The organism is Peribacillus muralis (assembly GCF_001645685.2).
GTDB classification, from domain to species: Bacteria; Bacillota; Bacilli; order Bacillales; family DSM-1321; genus Peribacillus; species Peribacillus muralis_A.
Genome location: NZ_CP017080.1, coordinates 3,769,384 through 3,791,155, shown reverse-complemented (window position 1 = coordinate 3,791,155; position 21,772 = coordinate 3,769,384). Strand labels below are relative to the sequence as shown.

The window sequence follows — 21,772 nt, the reverse complement described above, 5'->3', positions numbered from 1 at the left end:
CTTATTTAAACCGTTAAAATTTCTATTGCAAAAAATGAACCATGGGTATATTATTGATTTTATGAGGTTGGGGTGTACCTATCGTACAATATAATGAACCAATAGTTTGAATGGAGGAATAGATAAAAAGTGAGTACTGCACAAACAATGGAAAAAAAGGGCTCTTATGGCATATTGATCATACTGATGGTCGGTGCGTTCATAGCGATACTTAATTCGACCCTTTTAAATATTGCACTGCCATCGATTACAAAAGATTTAGGGATAGAAACCTCCACAGTCCAATGGCTGACAACAGGCTACATGCTTGTGAACGGGATCATGATTCCGACAACTGCCTTTTTAATAAGGAAATATTCGGTACGAAATCTCTTCCTGACAGCGATGCTGCTGTTCTCCATCGGGACGATCATTGCAGGAGTAGCAGAAGTTTTCCCGCTACTATTAGGGGCACGGATGGTTCAGGCTGCAGGTTCTGCGATCATGATGCCGCTTTTGATGAATGTGCTATTAACTTCTTTCCCTGTCGAAAAACGGGGATCGGCAATGGGATTATTCGGTTTAGTCATGATGTTCGCCCCTGCAATCGGGCCGACGCTGTCAGGCTGGATCATTGAACATTATGATTGGAGAATGCTCTTCCATTTCATTACGCCGCTTGCGTTACTCGTTCTTGTTTTCGGTTTCTTTAAACTTCGGGACCACAAGGAAAAAGTCGATATCCACATCGATAAAATATCGGTCATCCTTTCAAGCTTAGGCTTCGGCGGTTTGCTTTACGGATTCAGTTCGGCGGGCAGCAAAGGCTGGGATAGCCCTTGGGTATACGGAACACTATTCGTCGGTGCCATTTCCCTGGTCCTTTTCATTACACGCCAGCTTAAAATGGAAACGCCAATGCTTGAATTCAAGATTTTCCAGCACCCGATGTTCGCACTTTCAGCAACGATTTCAATCGTGCTGAATATGGCGATGTTCTCGGGGATGATTTTAATTCCGATGTACACACAAACAGTCCGTGGCATTTCACCATTCGATTCTGGATTACTGATGCTGCCGGGTGCGTTATTAATGGCCTTCATGTCACCTGTCACCGGTAAGCTCTTCGATAAGTTCGGTGCCCGCATTCTTGCTTCAATCGGTTTGCTTATCACCGTGGTGACTACGTATTACTTAAGTAAGTTATCAATGGAAACCACTTATACCCATATTATAATCCTGTTTTCCATTCGTTCATTCGGAATGTCCATGTCGATGATGCCAATCATGACAAATGGATTGAACTCGCTGCCAGCCCGTATGAACCCGCACGGTACGGCAATGAATAACACTTTGAACCAAATTTCGGGTGCTATCGGTACAGCCTTGCTTGTTACGGTCATGTCAAACCGTGCCGCTTCATCTGCTGAAGAGTTAATGACGAAAGCGATGAGCAAATTAACAAGTCAGCCCACCGCTGAGATGATGGGACAAATGAAAGCCCAAATCGGGACGCAGGCCATGCTGGATGGAATCAACTTCTCATTCCTCGTCTCGACCTTCATTGCAGCCGTGGCGCTTATTTTAACGGTATTCATCAAACGCGCATGGCCGGCTGAAGAAAAACCAGTCGAGAAGAAAAAGCAAACCGCGTAAAAGACACAAGGAAAGCCCCTATATGGTCTGCCTCGGCAGCCGTATGGGGGCTTATTTTGTCATTCCGATCTACCATCAGCCCCAGCCATTTTTTCGTCCGGAATCGAACTGTTCTTTAATGGCAAGATGCAGGCTCTCGGATAATTCTTTGACTTGTAAAACCTGATCCACTTTATCACGGTTGAAACGGTCATGGAATTTAACATCATTGACTAATGCAACCGAAACCTTTTGTGGGTGGGGCTCGATCAATTGCATCGGGTCATTGGGGGAAATCATTCCTTCCTTCAACACTCTTAGCAGGAACCCTGTGTATCCTGTATTTCGAACTTGGACGATCAAGCTTGGCACCTCATATTTGGCTGCAAGTTTATAACAAGGATTACGCGGCTCGGATACTTGGATAATGGCCTCGCCAAGCGAAAAGATATCCCCGATATGGGCTTTATCCTCCGTCAGACCAGTGACCGTGAGATTTTCGCCAAAAAGGGCGGTATCGACCATATTTTGAAAAGCAGGTCTCCAGTGTTCATAATGGTCGAACGGGTATAAACATAAAGCTTTATTTTCCCCGCCGTGATGTTCATAGGCCTGTTCATCACCAGCCAATCCTACCTTGCTTAAAAATACAGGACCGTCCACTGGGCTCTTTTTAATCGCGGATCGGTACACCTTTTTTCCGAAATGGTAGGTTTCGGTTTTTCCCATATTCAATGATTTCACTTCATATAGCTGTTCAAGCATCTCCAATCGCCCTCCATCTGGACTTTATGACCATTATACAAAAAAGCGAAGAGCCATGCCATTCCGATGAGAATGACACGGCTCCTTAAATCATGTGATCACTTCGTCGGAAGCCACTTTAGCATGCTGGATATGACTGGTTATCCAGCCGATGACCGCGGCAGAAACGAGATAGGCAAGCATAATCCATATCTGTGTCCGCAGGTTTTCCCAGCCCCCTAAGGAGATGACTTCTTGAAGCTCCTGCAGGGAATGGGCCATCGGTAAAAATTGACCTATTTTCGTCAATAATGACATCCCCAGTTCACCAGGGAAGGTTCCGCCGCAGGTAGCCAGTTGGAATACGAGGAGCGTGACGGCCGCGAATTTCCCGACCACTCCGAATACAGTAACCAGCATGAGAATGAACGTCATGAAGGTAAAGGAAACGATGATGCTTGATAAAATGAATACAGGGACGCTTGCGACCTGCAAATGGAAGCCTAGAAGCACAACCGCATCCACCAGCAATGCCTGTATTAGGCCGATTACATAGACAAGCCCCAGCTTATTCGTAAAATGGACCGTTCCGTTAACCGTAAGATTCTGTCGGCGGCCGAGCGGCAGAATATTGGAAGCCATGATGCCGCCCACATAAAAGGCTAAAGATAGAAAATAAGGGGCAATTCCGGTTCCATAGTTAGGAACGTCGGATAGGTTCGATTGAACCAATTCCACAGGTTCAGAGAACATCGTCGTGTTCGAATCATCATACTGTAGGCTGGCCGTTTTGTCCGCAGCTTCATTAAGCTTTGTCGATAATTGATTCGATCCGGTTTCCAATGAAGCCAAGCCGCTTTGAAGGTCCGCCGAACCATTTGCGAGCCTGCTGCTTCCGCTGGCAAGTGAATCGATGCCGCCCTGAAAACGGGAGAAGCCGTTTGACCAGTTGGAAAATCCATCGGCAAAATCAACGGACCCGTCGTTTAATTGCTTGGCGCCAGATAAGGCTAATGTCATTTTATCCCCGAAGGTTTTCATCCCTGCCTGAAGGGCATCTTGGCCATCTGTCACTTTGGCGGCACCTTCGCCCAGCTGCTTTTGACCGGCCTGCATCGTGGTGGCTGCTTTGGATATTCCCTCCGATAGGGCAAGAATCTGCTTGAAGTCTTGATCCTGCATTGCTTCAGGATGACTCTTGCCATACTCAGCCAATTGTTTTTTCAGCGTATTCGCCGTATCGGCTGCCTGATCTTGACCTTGGCTTAATTTGTCATTTCCGGCTGACCAGTTCTTAATCCCTTGGTTAAGATTGTTCATGCCATTTTCCAATGATTGATGTCCATCCGAAAGCCGCTTCATCCCGGAATACAAGTTCCGGGAACCTTCCGTGATACCGGCGGCCCCGTCAGCCAAAGCTTTTTGGCCATCCACAAGCTGGTTGCTTCCTGATTGCAGCTTCTCGGCACCCGCATGCAAACCTTGAATGCCGTCCGATAACTTGGCGCTGCCGTTTTTCGCAGCCAGCGTTCCTTGATGCAGCCTTTCCGCTCCATTTCCCGCATCCGCCATGCCTTTTAAAACATCCTGGAATTTTGAAAGGATGCCTTCTGAATAGACTTTAGTTATACTTGCATTGATTTTCGTCGTCATCTTTTCAACCGCTGTTGTGCTAATTTGCGAGGCAACGAAGTTCTTGCCAGGATTGACAGTATATAAAAGCTTGGCCGTTTTTGGTTTTTCATCCATTAATGTCGTGACGTTTTCGGAAAAATCCTTCGGAATCGTCACGACCATATAATAGGTGCCTTTTTTAAGGCCCGAATCAGCCTCTTTTTGTGAGATGAAATGGAAATCCAATTCTTTTTGCTTTTTCAATTCCTTAACGAAGTCTTCACCGGCTTCGATCGGCTTCTCGTCCATTAGTGCGCCTTTATCCTGGTTGACTACAGCTACTGGGAGCTGATCAAGCTGTCCATATGGGTTCCAATAGCCCGCCAGGAAGAAACCTGCGTAAATCAAAGGAACGACCAAAAGGAAAATCAGCGCGATTCTCCCATGTTTGTGCATCCACATTGCTTTAATATCATGTAATACAAGTTGCATACCTTTCATTATTGAGCCTGCCCTTTCCAACTAAATGAGATTATTTCATCATAAGGGCTTTTATTAATGCTGTATAATACATAATTGTTTATGTAATAATAGATTTAAATCTATATGAAAAGAGTGGGGAAAGTGGAATTATTGCAGCTTCAGTATTTTCAAACCGTAGCACATCTTGAACATATGACGAAGGCCGCCGAAAAGCTTCAAATAGCCCAGCCCTCACTTAGTAAAACGATATCTCGCCTTGAAGAGGATTTGGGTGTCACATTATTCGATAGGGAACATCGGAAAATCAGGCTCAATGCAGCTGGAAGAAAATTTTTGAACAGGGTCGAACGGGCTTTTGCCGAACTGAATGAAGGCAGGCGTGAAATCGAGGAATTATCCGATCACGACCAAAAAAACATCACGCTGGCCGTCACCATACCGAGGGTCCTGCCAGATTTATTGGGCACTTTTTTAACTAAATATCCAGATGTCCGCTTTCAGCAGTTCCTGAAATCGATATCATCCATGAAGCAGCTGCTCATCGAAGGAGAAATCGATTACTGCATTTCCTCCGTCCCGATTGAAGGAGCCGACATCAAGTGGGAGCCGCTGATCACCGAAGAAATTTACTTGATCGTGCCACCGAATCATCGGCTGGCAGGCAGGGAAAGCATTGAACTCCAGGAAGTGAAGGATGAACCGTTCATCAGCATGAACACAGGCTTTGGATTCCGCAGTCTAACGGACCAATTTTGCCTGGAGGCTGGATTTGTCCAGCACATCGCGTTTGAAGGCGATGAACCGGCTGTCATCTCGGACCTTGTCAGAAAAGGACTAGGCATCGCCTTCGTATCCGAATTGACCTGGCTCCACCAATCGGGAACATCCTCACATAAACTCCGGATAACCGAGCCTATGTGTCAGAGAACAATTGGCCTAGCCTGGTCGGAAAAACGCTACTTCACACCAGCAGCCGAACAATTTCGCCCATTTGTCATGGACTACTTCTCTGCCGTCAACACAGCCAGGCTGAAAAAGAAGGAAGAATAAATGGTCGGAAGGACGGATTAAAGGTCGTAGGACGAATTAATGGTCGGAAGGAAGGATTAACAGGTGAGAAGGCCGAATTAAATGGCGATAAGGTCGAATTAATGGTCGGAAGGCCGAATTAACAGGTGAAAAGGTCGAATTAATTGGCGATAAGGTCGAATTAATGGTCGGAAGGACGAATTAAGAGGTGAAAAGGCCGAATTATCGGCTGTAGGGCGGATTAAATGGTGAGAAGGCCGAATTAAATGACACAAATGCCCGGAAAATGCATGGCAGGTCCAAATAAATAGAAGTAAGGCTTAGGGGAGGGAGCGGAATTGCAGGAGTTAGAAAAAAAGGAGTTCGAAAGGCTGTTGCCTTATCTATATAAAAGGAAGGAGCGATGCCCGACATTTGTTTTCGCGGTGCTGGAACGGTTCATTCCAGGATTTGTTTTTGCCGATGATCTCAATTCGCCAAAAACGATTTTTGTGGGAACGGATTCGGGTTTATATTTTGTTGGCGGTCCAATTTCAAACGTTGCGTTCAATAAGCATTTTTTGAAATTTTGCAGCAGCAAGCTGAAAGAAGGAAGGCGGTTCACGCTATTTTCAGGGAGTGGTGGTTGGGACGGGCTTATTTCGGATTGCTTCAGGTTAGAACTGAAACAAAGCAGCCGATATTCATTCACCTTTCATCCCGAGGAGTATGGTGTCAAAGAGGTTCAGTTGCAGGAACCTTTCACTGTAAGCAGGCTGGATGAAGCAACGATAAGGAGCAGTCATGAGTTCAATCTTGAGTACTATGAGCGATTTTGGGGGTCTGCAGGGCATTTCCTGGATAAGGGATTTGGCTATTCCGTGATCGATGGGGAAACGGCACTGGCTGGAGAGTGCACGTCGATTTTCAGGGGTAAGGTATATGCCGAAATCGATATTTACGTGGATGCCGAGTATAGGGGAATGGGTGTGGCCAAGAAAGCGGCCCAAGCCTTTATTGATCATTGCTTAAAGAATGAAATGATACCTTGCTGGGATTGCAACGTCGAAAACCTGGCGTCAAGGAAGCTGGCGGATCGCTTGGGGTTCCGCGAGCCTAGTAGCTACTCCATTTTTGTGAAAAATCAGTAGGTGTAATATGTGGAAATTTCTTGTTGACTGCCATCACTGAGGGAAAGGCTTTATAAAAAAGGATTTCCCTTTTTATTAAACATGTTGCCAGGAATTCTGGCGATTTTGGCTGCCTTCATTCTCTTTTATATCGGTTATGTCCATATTCGTGGTTTTGAAGGAGCAGCCGTTCTTGATCGGGAAAAAGGTTCGTGTCCAGTATTGGAAGGAACAAGAGTGGGGGCCTGTGCATTCCTCTTATTCCAGTGCGTCCTCTTTAAACGTTTTGCTTATTTTATAAACAGCATCAACTGGTCTGTTCGTGATGATTTCAAGTAATTGTTCCGCCATATAGTCCGCACTATAGGTAAAGCCGGTGTTGACCCATTCGATGATCATGCCCAAAATGGCATAGGCTTGGTAGCTGGAGGCAAGTGCTTTATTAATTTTGGTGTTCGGCCGATAATCCTCCAGGTCCTCCAATGGGAGCTTCTTTAATTCCTCACAAATTCTATCATGTAAAGTCGGCAATGCATTCGACTTCAGTACGAGTGTATAAATGTCGGCATGGGCAGCAACATGTTCAAATATTTTGATCACTGAAGCCGTTAACTCATTGATGGTGAATACATCGACATGTTTGTATGGCTCCCGGTAAGATATGATCAAATCGGCGATGACATCCTCCATCATTTCTTCAAGCAGCTCTTCCTTGTACTGATAATGTTTATAGAAGGTACCGCGATTCAGGTCAGCGTGTTCGACGATGTCAGTGATGGATATTTCCCTGAAATCCTTACTCTGCATCAACGATATGAGGGAAGTCTTTAAAGTTTTTTTGGATTTCCTGATTCTTCTATCAATCCCCGTGTTGTAATTCGCCATTTTCAACACTCCTTGTTCCGTTAATGATCAAAATGCATCCTTAATGTTCATTGTTCAACATCGAGGGCTGCATTTGCTGATTGAATAACGTTATTGAAACTAATTATACTATAAAGGAAGGTAGTTAATGAACATCTGTACACTAAGATTCACTTTTACCAACAACATTTATGAACTGGGGGAGATTAGATGAAATTACAGGACAAGGTTGCCGTCGTAACAGGTGCAGCATCAGGCATGGGGAAACAAATTGCGATCCTATATGCTGGAGAAGGTGCCAAAGTCGTCGTATCGGATGTGAATCTGGATGGTGCGAATGAGACGGCCGAAGAAATTAAAGCGGCTGGCGGCACCGCCTTTGCGATTAAAACGAACGTGGCATTGGAAGAAGATATTCAGCATTTGATCGATACGGCGGTCGGCTCGTACGGTACGGTGGATATTCTCGTGAATAACGCGGGTATCATGGATGGCATGGAACCGGCAGGAGATATTGAAGATGCTAAATGGGAGCGGATTTTTGCCATCAATACGACAAGCGTCATGCGTTCGACTAGAAAGGTGCTGCCGATCTTTTTGGAAAAACAAAAAGGCGTCATCATCAATATCGCTTCCGCCGGCGGTTTATATGGTGCTCGGGCTGGCGGGGCATACACGGCCTCGAAGCATGCAGTCGTGGGCTTCACGAAAAATACGGGATTCATGTACGCCGGCAAGGGCATACGCTGCAATGCCATAGCGCCAGGTGGAGTTGAGACGAATATCGGCTCAAGCATGACGAATATCAATGGATTCGGTGCTTCTCGTCAGCAATTGGGAATGGCCATCAATCCACGCAATGGAAAACCTGAGGAAATCGCGAAAATCGCTTTATTCCTTGCTTCAGAGGATTCGAGCTTCGTCAACGGCACCGTCATAACAGCGGATGCAGGGTGGAGCGCCTACTAAGCGAGTGGTAAATGCTTAAGACTTCTGCAAATCACTAATTGCAGCGGTCTTTTTTTTATGGAAGCTTAGAGGAAAAAGAGGGAACGGCGGATCATTAGCAGAACTTATAATTGAACGGAACTGAATAAACGGAGGGATCATATGGTCACATTCAGGAATGCTATGGCAACGGACTTATGCGAAATCGTGCAAATGCTCGCCGACGATGTATTAGGTCAGGAGCGGGAGCGATATGAAAACCCGCTTCCAGATAGCTATTTCGATGCCTTTGAATCAATTGATGCTGATAGGAACAATGAATTGATCGTAGCCTGCCTCGATGGGCAAATCGTTGGGGTGCAACAAATCACCTTCACGCCTTATCTTACGCATCAAGGCGGTTGGCGAGCTACGATCGAAGGAGTACGGACGGCAGCTTCAGAACGGGGTAAGGGGATTGGAAGCAAGTTGATTCAATATGCAATCGACCGTGCGAAAGCGCGTGGATGTCATATCATTCAGCTGACGACCGATAAAAAGCGGGAAGATTCGCTGCGTTTTTATGAACGCTTAGGATTCACGGCCACTCATGAAGGGCTGAAAATGAAGCTTTAAGGAGGTGATTGCATGATAAGAGGGTTATATGAAGCGCATTTACCCGTGCGTGATTTGACTCGTTCGATAGCATTTTATGAAGCGCTTGGCTTGCAGCTGGATCCCAAGGTGGAGGACAATTTGGCTTTCCTATGGATTGAAAAGGATAAAAGGTGGCTCGGTTTATGGGAAACGGAGAAAGTGGAGGTCGAGTATCACCCCTCATTGCGTCACATAGCTTTTCACGTATCCTTGGAAGATTTAAAGAAATCCGTCGCATGGCTGGAAGGCAAAGGATTTAAGCCGAGGGAGGCTTTTGGGTTTGAACCAGTCGAACCTTTTGTAATGCCGCATGGAGAGTATGCACATGCAAAAATCCACTTCAATGATCCGGACGGCAATAGCTTGGAATTCATTTGCAAGCTGGAAAACCGTCAAAAGATCATGACCCGCATGTATTTAAGTGAATGGGAACAAATGCAGGAAGGATAACTTCCATGCGAATCAAGGAGGAAGCTCATAAAATGAATCAGAAAGCGGAATTATATTGGCATGAATTTTGGGAAAAGAAAGGCGCAGAAATGCCAAAGTCAGTCAGTGCGTGGCAATTCGGCGCTGATCCCGATCAGTTGGCTCAGTTGGTGATCGACGGGATAAAAACGGCAACGTGCTCCGGTCATGTTTTTTATGGAGAGGAAAATGAGCCATTGCCGTCCGTAGGCGATTACAGCATTATCTTAAGCAGCGAGGATATTCCTTTAGCGATCATAAGAACAGTGAATGTCGAAGTATTGCCGATGAATGAAGTGAGCGAGGAGTTCGCGATTGCAGAAGGTGAAGGCGATGGAACGTATACATACTGGTGGAATGCACATGAACATTTTTTTAAAGAAGAACTGCACAAAATCGGTCACACCTTTCAAGAAGATATGCTGCTCGTTTGTGAGCGGTTTGAATTGATTGATGTGAAGAGAATGTAACGGACCTGAAAGTCACAATCTTTGTAGTTGATGGGGTGTGCGATATTTTAAAGCAACCATTAAAATTTTAGCATGTAGCTTCTAGAGGTCATGCTTAGGGAGATTGGTTTTAATTGAAATTAAGACATGCTTGAATTCCAAGGTCCATATCTAAAGTACATTTGGATTTAAAATATTTTTCCGGTACAAATTAAGTAGTTTTTGCTACAAAAAAACAAGCTATTCTTTTTGCAAAAAGAATAGCTTCCCTTTCATTTATCCAGAGATCCCTTCATTTAAGCTCAACTAGCGATCGTGCCCACGTAAAAACACTTGCGCAAAGTGTTCAGCTATTTGTTCATCAGTGTATCCTTTTTCCGAAAATGTCCGAATCAAAATTGGATTCAAGCTCCAAGCCAAGGTTGTGCTCCAGAAGAATGGATCCTCCATACCATCTGTTTTTTTAAACAGTGGCTCAAACATATGCTGAACAGCTATAAACGGGGCTGGCACTTTAGAAAATTTCTCTTTATGATGCATTTCTCTAAAGTCTGTTTGAGAAAAAATCACCTCTATCCAACTGCTGTGTTCCGCGTTCATGCGGATCATTTCCAAAATCATATATTTTCCTTTTTCATAAGATGAGCAAGAGGCATTTTCTTGCAAATAACGTTCGATCCTTTGAAACAATGCTTGAAAGTCCGTGGATAAAATAGTCATGCACAATTCCGCTTTATTGGAAAACCTGCGGTACATTGTACCTTGTCCGATCCCCACTTCCTGCGCAATCATGTGCATACTCACTTGCTCTACCCCGTGAATATTGAATAGACGTTTTGCTGTTTCAATAATTGTTTTCGTCATTTCACTTTTTTTTTGCTCTCTAGACAAACGAAAACCCCTCCTTAGTTCTTATACTAAGTATACATGTAAACAAAGGAACTGAACTAGACAAAACGCCTTTCACTCTACATTTATTCTACTCGTAACGCAGGGATTCCATCGGGTCCAATTTCGCTGCTTTCGCTGCTGGAAACAAAGCAGCAATAATGCTGATGGCCACAGCAATTACGACTCCAATAACCATATAACCTACCCCGATATTGATGATTCTTGCGTCAAACATCCTCTCCATCACATTGTTGCCGAGGAAGCCGATAAGGGCGGCGATCACAACGCCAATCAATCCACTTGCCGCACCTAGAATTGCCGCTTCTGCAAAAAAGATGCGCTTGATATCTTTCTTTCTCGCGCCAACCGCACGTAAAATCCCGATTTCCTTCGTTCTCTCCACCACGCTAATGTAAAGGACAACAATGATCATGATTGACGATACAAGCAACGAAATGCCAGCTACTCCTGCAAGCAAAGCTGTCGCCAGATTCAAGTATGTTGTCACCTGGTTCAAAATACTTCCGACTCCTGTGCTTGTGAATCCTTTCTTTTCCATAGTTGCCTGCACATTATCTACATTCTTCTCGTCGTCGACAGTCACATCGAGCTGCGACGCAGACACCTGCAACTCCTTTGATTCATACATATCCTCAATCGTATCATAGGTGGTGTAGGCTGTATCTTGATTCATCTGACCTTTTATTAATCCGGAGACAGTCGTTTCCTTTTCCAGAACAACAGGCCGATCTTTTTGATCCTTCGTCTTCACATAAAAAGTCGCTTTCTTTCCAATCAAACTTTTCGGAGAGTCAGACAATTTTTTAGCCAGCGTATCAGATAATAGAATCTCGCCTTTTTTTGGCAGCTTCCCATCTATCAAATCACTTTCTTTCACAGCGCTATTCATCGTTTGAAAGCTGACAATATCAGCCGATCCTTTGTTATAGTTGATGGAACTGCTTAAAGTCAATGTGAAAACTTGATCTACGCTCTTCACATGTTTTATGCGTTTTGCTTTTTCTAAGTCTTTTGCTGTGATTGGTTCGGTTTCTTGGATAGGATTTGGCAAAGGTGTTTGTTTTGACTCTTCTTTTCCTTGTTCCGGAGCTTTTGTAGCTTGAATGACGTTCGGGTTCAGACTGGAACTGATCTCATCGTTTATATATTTTGTTACGCCACTTCCGAGTCCAAGCATAAGGATGACGCTCAAAATGCCGATCGCCCCGCCAAAAGAGACCAACACATTTCGCTTACTATTTAATCTCACATTTTTTGCAGCCATTTTAATCGCCGCCGGTAAGCCGAGACTTTTTGTCTTTGTCTGCTCCGTACGTTCATTGGCAGGATATGCATCTTTTAACTGTTCATCTTTTACAACCCTTCCATCATCCATTGTGATGATGCGCGAACCGTAATTAGCCACTTTTTGGGAGTGCGTGACGGTGATGACAAGTTTCCCCTTTTTTGCGATTCCATCCAGAAGCTCCATGATTTGTGCACTGTTTTTCTTATCCAATGCTCCAGTCGGCTCATCAGCCAAAATGATATCTGGATCATTGGACAAGGCCCTGGCAATTGCCACTCTTTGTTTTTGACCTCCCGATAACTGATTTGGCCTTTTGTCTAGATGTTTCTCCAATCCTAATTCTGTCAATATTTGTTTAGCTTTCGCAAGTTGTTCACTGCGTGGTCTATTCGTCATTTGCATGGTCATCATGACATTCTCCAACACAGATAAGTGACTGATTAAGTTGAAGCTTTGAAAGATGAAACCAATTTTCAATTTGCGGTAATCATCAATTTCCTTCTCTTTCATTTGTCCAAGCTTCTTTCCATCTACTGAAACATCTCCTTCAAAATCACGATCCATGCCACCGATGATATTCATAAGAGTGGATTTCCCACTCCCAGACTCTCCTAAAATGGATACGAATTCCCCTTTTTGAAAGGATATGTTCACATCGTGCAACACCTGTACTTTCTCTTTCATGCCGAGCTTATACGATTTATTAGTATGAGTAACTTGAATATAACTCATCATATTACCTCCCTTATTTCTATTTGCTAACTTTAAAACCATAAATACCTGCACTTGCAAAACACAAAGTGGACAGCTGTCCGTTTTAGATTAGCAAGTACTTAACCACTTGTCAATTGTAATGTGTTAGCCAAGAGTTTTGATAACAAGCTATAGGAACCTGCATTTTTCTTTTGAATGGAACGGATTTTAGTGGAAAGTAACTAGTTTTTTGTCAACAAAAAGAATATTGTTTTAAAACGAACTAGTTGATTGGAGAAGCTGAGTATGGAAAAACCCACAATTCACCATTTTCCTTTACGTTTTGTCGTCCTATATTTAAGGCACCGAAAACTCGAACATATCGGAAAAGCTCTTTCATTTTGTGGTAAGATTAGGGTTACTAGTCCTTTTTAACTGGAAATTGTTTTTTCGAAAGGAGTGTTTTACATGCAGCTGACGATTATGGCGACGGGGGACAATGTTAAGGCGATTTCTTACTTATTGTCGAAGAACCCGAATAACCTGTATGAAAGAAATCATAAAGGGCATTTAGTGCGCCTTTTTTATAGTAAGTGCTCGGAAACGGAGTTGGAGGCGACCATCTTTGTTACCCCGGACCCCTTGGAATTAGTGAAAAGCGATGCTAATTCGTATGATATTACCCACTACATAAATGATCGCGAATTTGCGGTTAGCAGCATTTTTTGCTCATTGATCAGGTCTGCATTGGGGACAGCGTTGAATGGGCAGCCGAAGGAGGATTATGCAGAGTGGGTGACACATCCGTTTGCGTTCCAGTTCGACTTCGGCCCGGTCGTTTCCGCTCTATCGGACAAGCAATTATGTGATCTATTCGGGCCGATTGGCTATGAAGTGACCATTACGCGTCCCGAAATCCAATATTCCTTCGATATGAAGGAGAAGAGTTCGGCAAGATTTATTTCCTTGAAGGGGCTGAAGACGTTACAGGAAGGGTTAAGGCATTTGTTTGTTCTGATTCCGGTCATCGACGATTATAAGCATTATTACATTGATGAAAAGGAAATCGAAAAACTTGAAAGATATGGGGAGGGCTGGCTAGAGAAGCATCCCATGCGTGATTTCATTTATCGCCAATCCCTTCGATTCAAGGAAGTATACAGTATTGTCGAGAATAAGAAGCCTGAAAAGATGAAGGCTGAAAAAGAAAGCAAGGTTCGGTTGAATGACCTTCGCTATGAAAAAATCGTTGATGCGGTAAGGGATATGAATGCAAGAAGCGTGGTCGATTTTGGTTCAGGCGAAGGAAAGCTTTCCGTACGGCTCGGTTTTGTCGAGGGAATCAAGGAAATCCTGGCCGTCGAGCCATCCCAATCCGCCTCTCTCAAAGCATTGGGAAGATTTGATAAAGTGAAGGATAAAGAAACATTCGTCGTGCCCGAGACACTTTGGGGCTCACTTTTTTATTATGATGACAGGTTAAAGAACAAGGATGCCATCATTTTATGTGAGGTCATCGAGCATATCGACGAACATCGCCTTCCGAAGGTGATGGATACGATCTTGCACGATTATCAGCCGAAAGCCCTGATCCTTACAACGCCAAACCAAGAATATAACGAGGTTTACGATATGGATGACGTTCTTCGACATGCGGATCATCGTTTCGAGTGGACAAGGGCCGAATTTCAACAGTGGTGTGCAGCCCGGAATCATCGCGGCCACTACGACCTTCGCTTCGAAGGAATTGGTGAAGAGCATGCCACGCAAGGCTGTCCGACACAAATGTGCGTGTTTGAAAGGAAGGTGGACGAATAATGTCTATCGTATTGCCATATGCAGGGATTGTCTTGTTGGTTGGTCCATCCAATAGCGGTAAATCGACTTTATTAAAAAGCATGATCGAAAAAGAAGAGATTGTATCCTCGGAGGTCATAGGTTCGGATGATTTCAGGATTATGGTCAGTGACATCGAATTCATTGATTGGCGTGATCGGGCAAAGGACGAGGCGGACAGTTTGATGGACGAATATCAAGCGATTTCAGGGGAAGCCTTTTCCGTGATGGATGCCGTCATTGAGGCTAGATGCCGCTTGAATAAATTGACCATGATCGATGCAACCAACCTTCACCCAGACGATAGGAAGCGATATATCGCGATTGCCAAAAAGCATCATGTACCCATTCAGGCGATTGTGCTCGATACCCCTGAAGAAGTACTTCTTGCTAGGGATGAGGGAAGAGAGCATCCAAGGGGAAAAAGGCGTATCAGGCAGCAATGCCAAACGTTCAAAAGAGAAAAGCGAAATCTGAAAAAAGAAGGCTTTTCCTCGGTCTACACGATTAAGGAAGCAGAAAACCTAGAGGTCAGCAGGGATACGAATCCTCTTGAAAAAGACATCGGGCATGGTATCGATATCATCGGAGATATTCATGGCTGCCATGAAGAGTTGATCCTTCTGCTTGAAAAGCTCGGCTATCAAAAAAATGAAGAAGGTCTTTATCTGCATCCCGAAGGACGGAAATTCGTTTCAGTGGGAGATGTCATGAGCAAGGGGCCGGAGTCGCTTAAAACGATGCTCTTTTTCCATGAACATGTTCAAAAGGCCGCTGCCTACATGATTGATAGTAATCATGGCTGGAAGATTGCCAGGTGGCTGGATGGAAGAAATGTAACATTGAATCATGGCGACGAAAAGGTGGAAGAAGATTTCAAAAGGTATGAAGAAGAGCATGGCAGCGAAAAAGCGGCAGAAGCGAAGCAGGCGCTTAAGGAATTCCTTTTGCAGGCTCCTTCGCATTACGTGTTCACCAAGAATGGTGTGCAGACCGTGATTTGTGTGCATGCTGGAATCAGGGACGCATTCATCGGTAAACAATCCGACGCGGTAAGCGACTTTTGCCGTTATGGCGATACAGATGGTTTCGATGAAAGAGGAAAACCCGTGCGCAAGGATTGGCATATTTCCCATAAGAAAAGCACGCTTATCGTCTGGGGACATGATCCCAAGCCACAGCCGCTTTTGATCAACAATACCATCAATATTGATCAAGGCGCCGTCTTTGGCGGGGAATTGACGGCCTTCCGCTATCCGGAAAGGCAAGTCATTTCCGTAAAAGCGAGTCAAAACCATTCCGGCGATGACGAAAACCCTTTGAAAGAATGGGAAAGAAACCGGCTGAATCCGCCTAATATCGGGACATTCATCAACGGCTTTTCGGTCTTGACAGAAAAAATGGGTGAGATCAAGGTTCAGCAGGACATCGTGAAATCCGCCATCGATAAGCTATCCCATCATACGATACCAATTGAACAATTAATCTATATTCCGCCAACGATGAGCCCGACACCGACTCCATCTTCAGCGGCCCACTTTTTGGAACATCCAAGAGAGGCGATCGACTATTATAGAAGCAATGGGATCCAAACCATGATTGCGGAAAAGAAGCATATGGGCAGTCGTGCCATCCTTTTCCTATTCAGGGATATGGAAGCATCGAAAACATATACCGGCTTTGAATCATTGGGGGTTATCCATACAAGGACGGGAAGACGTTTCTTCGACGTCGAGACGGAGGAACGACTAGTCTTGAGGATCAACCAAGATTTACGTGAAAGCGGCTATTTTGAAACGTATGATACGGATTATGTCCTACTCGACGCTGAAATCATGCCATGGAACTTAAAGGCAAAAGAGCTCATCAGCCGTCAATATGCCCATGTATCCGAAAATGCGATCCTTGACCGAACGATGCTAAAGGACAAACTGGAGATGGCGGCTCTTGATAATGCCGATATCCAAGGCTGGCTGAAGGAGTATGAGCTGAAGCTGGAAAACGCCCATACGTTCAAAGAAGTCTTTCAAAAGTATTGCTGGGACATCGAGGATATGGATTCGATTCAGATCGCACCATTTCATGTACTCGCCCATAGTGGACAAGCCTTCTTCGATAAGCCCCATACTTGGCATATGGAGAGAAACCGGGAGTTTGCAAAGTATTCAAGCTTGTTCGTCGAAACCGAATACAAAGTGATCACGGATGAAGCGAGTGAAGAAGAGGTCATATCATGGTGGGAGGAAATCACCAGTGAAGGCCATGAAGGGATTGTCATCAAGCCTGAATTCTTCATTGCAAGAAATAAGGGCAAGCTTTTGCAGCCTGCGATTAAGGTAAGGGGAAGAAAATATCTGAACATCATTTATGGCATGGACTATTTGCTTCCGGCAAACCTGGAGAGGCTGAAAAACAGGAGTACGGGCAAAAAGCAAAAATTGGCTCTGAGGGAATTCTCCCTCGGAATCGAGGGCATCCGACGATATGTAAAAGGGGAATCGATCGAGCGCGTGCATGAATGTGTCTTGGGGACGCTGGCCATGGAGTCAGAACCTGTAGATCCCCGATTGTAATGAATGAACACGGGTTGCTGCGGCAGCCCGTTTCTTTTTGCAGAAAAGCAGGATTTTTTTCGAAGAGTTGCGGATATCATTCACTTTTTACAGAATAGTACAAAATGGTGTCGGCATATCATTTCTTAAAAGAGTGATGCTGGTATTCTTCTTGTAATTAAAGATTAGTAAATTGGGGCTGGTTACGTTGTATCGGAATAAAAACACCGCTCTGGTCATTTTTTTGTGCATCCTGCTTTTCTTATTCCTTGTTGTGATGGCCTTTCGCCATATTACGGTATACTTCGTGTTTAGTTCAGGCATCGGGCCTTTATTATTTATCGGTTTGATCATCTTGGCGATCATGCTGCTTTTTATCAAAGGTTACAGGTGATCGCCAAAACGTGGAGGGCTGCTGAGGCAGCCTTTTTTTTTCGTGGATTGTAATCCTGAACAGCCATAGCGAATATATTCCATTAGTAATCAATCGGTTTATCATTGATGTTGATCGTTATTCCTTCCCCTTTTCGATGCGGCCTTTCCATGTATGTCGGTTCGTTTCGATCAGGATAGTGCGGAGCGTGGTTTTTCTTATGGCTGCCAGGCGGACCGATGACGACCGACTCGTTAATGGGTGCCAATGAATCGGCGATTTTCTCGGCATCGACGCCGTAGGAAAGCTGGAACACCTCTGGCGGCGTCAGACGCAGCATGTCGGATCCTTCAGCCGTTTCGAATTGATCATTATTAAAAAAGAGGTGGAGGTGCAGCTCTTGTGAAACGGGCCTGATCCAATGCCACCAAGCCATTGGAATGAAGACGACCTGACCGGGTTTGGCTACATAGTGATGCAGTTTCTTCGTGTCGGGATCAACAATCGAGATCAGGGCCTCGCCGGATACGACGACATCCAGCTCCCAGGCATTAGGATGCCAATGTGGTTCCCGTATATGTCCCTTGGTTAGAAACAGGTCCACAAAAGCCCCGCCTACCATCGCAGGTAGCTGGGTCGAGGTGACTTCATAGGCGATATTATTAGGATCGCGCTCGAAAAAAACATTATCCCTTGAATCAAAAAAGAGATTCGGAGTACCACTTGATTTCTTTAGGTTTTTGTTATCTGGAACATAACCACGACTCACGATCGATCTCCTCCTTTCCGCCAAATGATCTGGATGAATGGTGATGTTATATGTTATATGTGAAAATCATGGGCGATGTGATTTGTGAAAAAAATATCATTCATTTGCCAGAAGACAGAACCCGTTGAATGGGTCAGCGGTAATTATGAATTTTAGGTTAATTGTTATAATTATCCTCATTCGCATTAGAAATATATGGTAATATTTAATATGGAATTATTTTCTATAAAATGAGATCAGGAGTGATGTGAACGTGGAGTTTTTTACAAAGTGGTCGTTCAAGAACAAGGCTGCCGTTTCATTGGTAACCATTTTTATTTTGGTGATAGGAATCATCAGTTATTTCAAACTGCCGATGGAATTTCTGCCGTCAGCCGATAATCCACAAGTTACGATTATCACGATGGGTCAGGGCACGGATTCGAAAACGATGGAAACACAAGTTACGGACCCGATTGAAAGGGCGGTTACTGGAGTAAAAGGAAAAAGTTCAATATACTCGACCACCGGCGACGGATTTTCAAAAATCGATTTATTCTTTGAATCCGGGTCGGATATGAAACAGGCAAAAATGGATGTACAAGAGGCTTTAAGCAATATAGCATTACCGCAGAGTATGTCAAAGCCTACCGTTACCCAGTTAAATACATCCATGATTCCCATCTCATTCATAGCCGTGACGTTCAAGGAAGGCTTGACAGCTGATAACCTGGATTTCACGAAAAAGGAGCTGGAGCCTCTATATAAAGACATTAAAGGAGTGTCGGATGTACAGACGTTTGGGATCGCCCAATCTGTTCTTTCTGTCAAAGTCGATAATGAACAACTGGCCAAAAAGAAAGTCTCGATTCAAGATGTCTTGGGCGTCCTTAATGGCCAGAATGCAGCGCTGGCCGTTGGGGAAAAGGTGATTGACGGGAAGGCAAGTAACATTAAGGTCATCGGGGATGTAACGAGTATAGAAAAAGTAAAAGCGCTGAAGGTCACTCCAAATGTCACGCTTGGGGACATCGCAAAAGTTGATGAAGCGAAGGATGGTAACCTCATCAGCCGTTTTAATGGAAAAGAAAGCATCGATATCAGCATTATCAAGGACAATCAATCAAATGCCGTCACAATCAGTAAAGAGGTTGAAAAGGTAACAAAAGAAATCAACGAAAAGTACAAGGATCAGAAATCGACCATCTATTTATCTACAGCGGATATGGTGGAGACTTCCGTCCATTCGATGGTGAAGGAAGTGCTGCTTGGTGCTTTATTCGCCACGATCGTCATCATGATATTTTTACGAAATGTACGTTCTACCTTCATTACGATCGTATCGATTCCGTTATCTCTCGGCTTTACATTATTTTTGCTTTCATTGTCGGGAGTGACGCTGAATATTTTGACGCTGGGCGGTGTCGCTGTAGCCATTGGCCGCTTGGTGGATGACAGTATTGTTGTGATTGAAAACATTTTCCGGAAAATGCAGCAGGAAAAGATATCGGTCCAAATGGTACTGGATGCAACAAAGGAGGTAGGTGTGGCGATCACGGCTTCAACACTTACGACGGTAGCCGTTTTCTTGCCGGTCGCTTTATTGAATGGCGGGCTTCAGGAATTCCTGCTTCCTTTCGCTTTAACTGTCACGTATTCTTTGCTGGCATCGTTACTTGTCGCATTGACGGTCGTTCCCTTGATGAGTGCGGGCTTGCTGAAGCGGGCAAAGCTGCCAAAACATCGACCCGCAAAGCGTTTCACGAAGCTCGTTACTTGGTCGTTAAACCATAAATGGGTGGTCCTGGTCATTGCGATGCTTCTGTTCGTCGGTTCCATTGGTACATATTTTGCGATGCCAAAAGGAGCCATCGATAATTCTTCAGCGGACTATGTTTCCGTGACGTTAACTTATCCGAATGATGAGCCCTTTGATAAAGTGAAAGAGAAGGCACTGGAGCTCGAAGAGAAAATGCAGGATTTGAGCGACGTGGATAATGTGTTCATGCAATTGGGCAACTCTGCGGAAGCGGCCCAATACGGCGCAGTCACTTCACCTACGGAAGCGACTTTCGGTATTTTAGTGAAAGATGAAGCGAACATAGATGCCATCTTGTCGAAAATCGACGAGCAAAAAGAAAACTATCCCGATGCACTGCTTACAGCCAGCGCTTCTTCCTTCATGATGGGGGCTTCAAAGACGAACATGACGATCGATGTGATTGGCAGCAATGTCGAGGATTTGGAGCGGACCGCCACTAAAATTAGAGAAAACATACAAGATATTAAGGGGATTGAAGAAGTTACGACGAACCAGGACGAAAAGAAAACGATTTATTCCTTTAAGGTAGATCCGGCTAAAGGAAACGCAGAACAAATAGGTCAACAGATTGGGGTCATGCTCAATAGAACCCCGATCGGCAATATGATGCTTGCGGATAAGCAGACACCGGTCGTCCTCGAGCCTCTCTTAGATCCGGAAAAACCCAATGATTTAAAGAATATCCCGATCATGGCAGGGGGCGGAATGGTCCCCGTTTCAGAAGTGGCGTCATTAACGAGAGAGGAGAGTGCCACAACACAGTTTCATAAAGATGGCGAAACATATCTCCAATTGACGGCAACGGTAGATCCGGCTAAACTCTCTGATATTGCCAGTAAAATAAATGTAGAGATATTTGGAGACAAGGAGAACAAGGGGCTTAAGATTCCGAAGGATGTAGATATTTTTGTCGGGGGAGCCAGTGCTCAGCAGACGGATGATTTTTCGGATTTGTTCCTGACGATGCTACTGTCGATCGGCATTGTCTTTCTGATCATGGTAATAACTTTCAAATCAATGAAGGCGCCGATTGCGATTTTATTTTCACTGCCGTTCGCGGCCATCGGGGCCGTGTTAGGATTGGTCATCAGCCGGATTTCAGTGGATGTTACGGCGCTGTTGGGGGCGCTCATGCTGATCGGCATCGTCGTGACTAACGCCATCGTGCTTCTCGATCGAGTCAGGCAAAACGAAGAAAAAATGATCATTCGGGATGCGATCGTTGAAGCGACAGCTACAAGATTCCGTCCGATCATCATGACGGCTGTGGCCACCATTTGTGCGATGCTGCCGCTTTTATATAAAAAGGCGGAAACGGGAAGCCTCGTTTCACAAAGCTTGGCCATTGTTGTCATTGGCGGGCTGGCAGTTTCTACGCTGCTCACACTAATCGTCATTCCATGTATCTATGAATTGCTGTACTTCAAAAAATCGAAGAAACAAAGATTGAAAACGGATGAACCTGTTAGCGAAAGCGCTGAAATGTAAGGAAGCTTCATCAGCAGGTTTGCAGGAAAGGCAACGTCATTCCTGCAAACCTTTTTCTTTGGATGTCGACATTGTAATCAAGGGCCACGGAGTCCTGCAATC

17 protein-coding genes are annotated in these 21,772 nt (G+C 44.7%); 11 read left to right on the top strand and 6 right to left on the bottom strand.

Annotated features, from left to right (window positions below; translation table 11 throughout):
- Positions 1-147: 147 nt before the first annotated feature.
- On the top strand, positions 148-1,635 hold the full coding sequence (locus ABE28_RS18395; protein ID WP_064465655.1) for a DHA2 family efflux MFS transporter permease subunit: 1,488 nt from the start codon (positions 148-150) through the stop codon (positions 1,633-1,635).
- A 75-nt stretch (positions 1,636-1,710) separates the two neighbouring features.
- On the opposite strand, the gene ABE28_RS18390 is transcribed toward ABE28_RS18395, so the two are convergent.
- Both ABE28_RS18390 and ABE28_RS18385 read right to left on the bottom strand, forming a co-directional pair.
- Positions 1,711-2,379, bottom strand: a complete 669-nt coding sequence (locus ABE28_RS18390) for an MOSC domain-containing protein (protein WP_064465656.1) — start codon at positions 2,377-2,379, stop codon at positions 1,711-1,713.
- 90 nt (positions 2,380-2,469) lie between these two features.
- Positions 2,470-4,473 carry a YhgE/Pip domain-containing protein gene (locus ABE28_RS18385; RefSeq protein ID WP_064465657.1) on the bottom strand — a complete coding sequence of 668 codons (2,004 nt, stop codon included), beginning with the start codon at positions 4,471-4,473 and terminating at the stop codon, positions 2,470-2,472.
- 123 nt (positions 4,474-4,596) lie between these two features.
- On the opposite strand from ABE28_RS18385, the gene ABE28_RS18380 reads away from it, so the two are divergent.
- Both ABE28_RS18380 and ABE28_RS18375 read left to right on the top strand, forming a co-directional pair.
- Complete coding sequence (locus tag ABE28_RS18380; RefSeq protein ID WP_064465658.1) at positions 4,597-5,505, top strand: LysR family transcriptional regulator; 909 nt, start codon at positions 4,597-4,599, stop codon at positions 5,503-5,505.
- Between the two features lie 317 nt (positions 5,506-5,822).
- Positions 5,823-6,614, top strand: coding sequence for a GNAT family N-acetyltransferase (locus ABE28_RS18375; RefSeq protein WP_064465659.1), 792 nt, complete (start codon positions 5,823-5,825; stop codon positions 6,612-6,614).
- Positions 6,615-6,851: 237 nt separating this feature from the next.
- On the opposite strand, the gene ABE28_RS18370 is transcribed toward ABE28_RS18375, so the two are convergent.
- The gene (locus ABE28_RS18370) at positions 6,852-7,478 is read right to left on the bottom strand and encodes a TetR/AcrR family transcriptional regulator (RefSeq protein WP_064465660.1); all 627 of its coding nucleotides are present in this window, start codon (positions 7,476-7,478) and stop codon (positions 6,852-6,854) included.
- A 189-nt stretch (positions 7,479-7,667) separates the two neighbouring features.
- Between ABE28_RS18370 and ABE28_RS18365 the strand changes: the two genes are divergently transcribed.
- The 4 genes from ABE28_RS18365 to ABE28_RS18350 all read left to right on the top strand — a co-directional run bounded on the left by ABE28_RS18365 (position 7,668) and on the right by ABE28_RS18350 (position 9,979).
- Positions 7,668-8,426, top strand: a complete 759-nt coding sequence (locus tag ABE28_RS18365) for an SDR family oxidoreductase (protein WP_064465661.1) — start codon at positions 7,668-7,670, stop codon at positions 8,424-8,426.
- A gap of 141 nt (positions 8,427-8,567) precedes the next feature.
- On the top strand, positions 8,568-9,020 hold the full coding sequence (locus ABE28_RS18360; protein WP_064465662.1) for a GNAT family N-acetyltransferase: 453 nt from the start codon (positions 8,568-8,570) through the stop codon (positions 9,018-9,020).
- A gap of 12 nt (positions 9,021-9,032) precedes the next feature.
- The gene (locus ABE28_RS18355; protein ID WP_064465663.1) at positions 9,033-9,491 is read left to right on the top strand and encodes a VOC family protein; all 459 of its coding nucleotides are present in this window, start codon (positions 9,033-9,035) and stop codon (positions 9,489-9,491) included.
- Between the two features lie 32 nt (positions 9,492-9,523).
- Positions 9,524-9,979 carry an ASCH domain-containing protein gene (locus ABE28_RS18350; RefSeq protein WP_064465756.1) on the top strand — a complete coding sequence of 152 codons (456 nt, stop codon included), beginning with the start codon at positions 9,524-9,526 and terminating at the stop codon, positions 9,977-9,979.
- Between the two features lie 285 nt (positions 9,980-10,264).
- Here the strand turns inward: ABE28_RS18350 and ABE28_RS18345 are convergent, their stop codons facing one another.
- A complete protein-coding gene (locus tag ABE28_RS18345) occupies positions 10,265-10,849 on the bottom strand; it encodes a TetR/AcrR family transcriptional regulator (RefSeq protein ID WP_064465664.1) in 585 nt (194 codons plus the stop codon).
- 88 nt (positions 10,850-10,937) lie between these two features.
- Positions 10,938-12,893: an ABC transporter ATP-binding protein/permease gene (locus tag ABE28_RS18340; RefSeq protein WP_257390627.1), complete on the bottom strand. Its 1,956-nt coding sequence runs from the start codon at positions 12,891-12,893 to the stop codon at positions 10,938-10,940.
- A gap of 426 nt (positions 12,894-13,319) precedes the next feature.
- Here ABE28_RS18340 and ABE28_RS18335 point away from each other — a divergent pair, with 426 nt between their 5' ends.
- The 3 genes from ABE28_RS18335 (at position 13,320) to ABE28_RS18325 (ending at position 17,633) form a co-directional block, all read left to right on the top strand.
- The gene (locus ABE28_RS18335) at positions 13,320-14,669 is read left to right on the top strand and encodes a 3' terminal RNA ribose 2'-O-methyltransferase Hen1 (RefSeq protein WP_064465666.1); all 1,350 of its coding nucleotides are present in this window, start codon (positions 13,320-13,322) and stop codon (positions 14,667-14,669) included.
- Complete coding sequence (locus tag ABE28_RS18330; protein WP_064465667.1) at positions 14,669-17,260, top strand: polynucleotide kinase-phosphatase; 2,592 nt, start codon at positions 14,669-14,671, stop codon at positions 17,258-17,260. The genes ABE28_RS18335 and ABE28_RS18330 overlap by 1 nt, the downstream gene beginning before the upstream one ends.
- Positions 17,261-17,447: 187 nt before the next feature.
- Positions 17,448-17,633 carry a hypothetical protein gene (locus tag ABE28_RS18325; RefSeq protein WP_064465668.1) on the top strand — a complete coding sequence of 62 codons (186 nt, stop codon included), beginning with the start codon at positions 17,448-17,450 and terminating at the stop codon, positions 17,631-17,633.
- A gap of 82 nt (positions 17,634-17,715) precedes the next feature.
- Here ABE28_RS18325 and ABE28_RS18320 read toward each other — a convergent pair whose 3' ends face one another.
- Positions 17,716-18,384, bottom strand: a complete 669-nt coding sequence (locus ABE28_RS18320; protein WP_064465757.1) for a cupin domain-containing protein — start codon at positions 18,382-18,384, stop codon at positions 17,716-17,718.
- A 250-nt stretch (positions 18,385-18,634) separates the two neighbouring features.
- On the opposite strand from ABE28_RS18320, the gene ABE28_RS18315 reads away from it, so the two are divergent.
- The gene (locus ABE28_RS18315) at positions 18,635-21,670 is read left to right on the top strand and encodes an efflux RND transporter permease subunit (RefSeq protein WP_064465669.1); all 3,036 of its coding nucleotides are present in this window, start codon (positions 18,635-18,637) and stop codon (positions 21,668-21,670) included.
- Positions 21,671-21,772 lie beyond the last annotated feature (102 nt).